Annotated in this window: 2 protein-coding genes and 1 tRNA gene; all 3 read left to right on the forward strand. The window is 51.1% G+C overall.

The features are described 5' to 3' along the window. Positions 1-312 precede the first annotated feature (312 nt). Entirely contained in the window at positions 313-1,182 is an 870-nt protein-coding gene (locus J0895_RS23885) for an aldose epimerase family protein (RefSeq protein WP_207090484.1), read from the forward strand. A gap of 66 nt (positions 1,183-1,248) precedes the next feature. Further along, a tRNA-Lys gene (locus J0895_RS23890) sits at positions 1,249-1,320 on the forward strand. 280 nt (positions 1,321-1,600) lie between these two features. Next, the coding region (gene fba, locus J0895_RS23895) for a class II fructose-bisphosphate aldolase (RefSeq protein ID WP_207090485.1) at positions 1,601-2,661 on the forward strand (1,061 nt) is incomplete at its 3' end.

Here is a 2,661-nt window from a genome sequence, read left to right on the forward strand (position 1 = left end):
GGGTCGAAGGGTCGAAGGGTCGAAGGGTCGAAGGGTCGAAGGGTCGAAGGGTCGAAGGGTCGAAGGGGGGCGCCAGATTCAAAGTCCCCTTCGACCCCCTTCGACCCTTCGGCAAGCTCAGGGCTCAGGACAGGCTTCGGCGGGGCTCAGAGCTCAGGACAGGCCTCTCCCCCTTTGGGAGAGGGATTTAGGGTGAGGGCGGCGAGCATTGGAATGCTCTCCCCTTGACTATCCGATCGCCGTCCGTTACAACCGTAAAGACTGGGATAATTGCCGCCCCCAATAATTCGACTCAAGGACAAAGGATAAACAGTGTTTGCGATCGCAGTGAAAGAAGAACAATACAAGACCTACATCCTCTCCGACCAACCCGCTCAATCCCGGGTCGAAGTCGTTCCCGAACGGGGTGGCATCATCACCAGTTGGCAAGTTCAAGGTCACGACCTCCTCTATCTGGATGCCGAACGCTTTGCCAACCCGGATTTAAGTGTCCGTGGCGGTATCCCCATCTTGTTTCCTATCTGTGGGAATTTGCCGAATAACACCTACAGCTATCAAGGGAAAGAGTACAATCTCAAACAACATGGGTTTGCCCGAGATTTACCTTGGGAAGTAACGGAGGGGGTGACCAAGGACCTGGCCAGCATTACTCTGATTCTCAACAGCAGCGATCGCACCCGTGCCGTTTATCCTTTCGATTTTGAACTGGCCTTTACCTATAAGCTGAAAGGCAATAGCCTGGAAATTGACCAACGCTACACCAACACCGGCGATCGGCCCATGCCCTTTTCTACCGGACTCCATCCTTACTTTTGGGCCCCAGATAAGTCCAAACTCCAATTTAAAATTCCCGCAGTCCAATACCGCAACCAAATAACCCAGACTCAACATCCATTCACCGGCAGCTTCGACCTCAACGTAGACGAAATCGATGCGGCCTTTACCAAAATTACCGGACTCGCTGCCACGGCGATCGACCATAGTCGCCGCTTGCAAGTCCGGTTACTCTTTAAAGCCAGTTATTCCAACGTCGTCTTTTGGACCCTCAAAGACAAAGACTTCTACTGTCTCGAACCTTGGACCGCCCCCCGAAACGCCCTCAACACCGGGCTACACCTGATGAATCTTCAACCCGGAGCTAAGTGGGAAACCCAAGTTCGCCTCACCGTAGATTTTTTTTGAAAAACCCCTTGCTTTTTTTTAACAGGCTGTGCTAATGTAGCTAAGGTGCTGAAAAAGAAAGCACGCGGGTCGCTAACTCAACGGTAGAGTATTCGGCTTTTAACCGACTAGTTCCGGGTTCGAATCCCGGGCGACCCATAAATTGGTCATTGGTCATTGGTCATTGGTCATTGGTCCTTTGTCATTGGTCATTGCTCATTGGTCATTGGTCCTTTGTCATCAAGGATCCAGGACAAATGACTAACGACAAATGACTAACGACAAATGACTAACGACAAATTCTGAGAGCAAAACGTTATAAAGTTCTCATTTTTAGATATAATTCGTAAAAATCTGAAATTTGTCTTAAACTTGTTGTAACAATTTCAGCTTGTCCATACCCCATCGCTGATAAAAAAAGTAATTAGGAGGACCATCTATGGCGCTTGTACCTATGCGGTTAATGCTGGATCATGCAGCAGAGAACGAGTACGGCATTCCGGCCTACAACGTCAACAACATGGAGCAGATCCAAGCGATCATGCAGGCTGCTAACGAAACCAACAGCCCCGTGATTCTGCAAGCTTCTCGTGGTGCACGCAAATATGCAGGGGAAAACTTCCTCCGCCACCTGATCCTGGCCGCAGTGGAAACCTACCCCCACATCCCCATTGCCATGCACCAAGATCATGGCAACGCACCTTCCACCTGCTACTCTGCCATGCGACAAGGCTTCACCAGCGTCATGATGGATGGCTCCTTGGAAGCAGATGCCAAAACCCCCGCCAGCTATGAGTACAACGTAGAAGTCACCCGCGAAGTGGTGAAAGTGGCTCACTCCATCGGCGTCAGCGTCGAAGGCGAACTCGGTTGCTTGGGTTCTTTGGAAACCGGCATGGGTGAAGCAGAAGATGGTCACGGGTTTGAAGGAAAACTCTCCCATGACCAACTGCTGACCGACCCTGAGCAAGCCGTTGATTTCGTTGAGCAAACCCAAGTGGATGCTCTAGCAGTGGCGATCGGCACCAGCCACGGTGCCTACAAATTCACCCGTAAACCCACTGGGGAAATCTTAGCAATCAGCCGGATTGAAGAAATTCACCGCCGCTTGCCGAACACCCACTTGGTCATGCACGGTTCTTCCTCCGTACCCCAAGACTTGATCGAACTGATCAACAAATACGGCGGAACCATCCCCGAAACCTACGGCGTACCCGTCGAAGAAATCCAAAAAGGAATCAAGTGCGGTGTCCGTAAAGTGAACATCGACACCGATAACCGTTTGGCAATCACTGCGGCAGTCCGTGAGGCCCTCGCCCAAAATACCAAGGAATTTGACCCCCGTCACTTCCTGAAACCTTCCATCCAATATATGCAAAAAGTTTGTTCCGATCGCTACCAATCCTTTGGTACCGCCGGTAACGCTTCCAAGATCAAGCAAGTCAGTCTTGATGACTTCGCCGCCAAGTACGCCAAAGGCGAACTCAGCCCCACCATCAA

It is taken from the genome of Phormidium pseudopriestleyi FRX01 (assembly GCF_017313335.1).
In the GTDB taxonomy this organism is placed as follows: Bacteria; Cyanobacteriota; Cyanobacteriia; order Cyanobacteriales; family Laspinemataceae; genus Laspinema; species Laspinema pseudopriestleyi.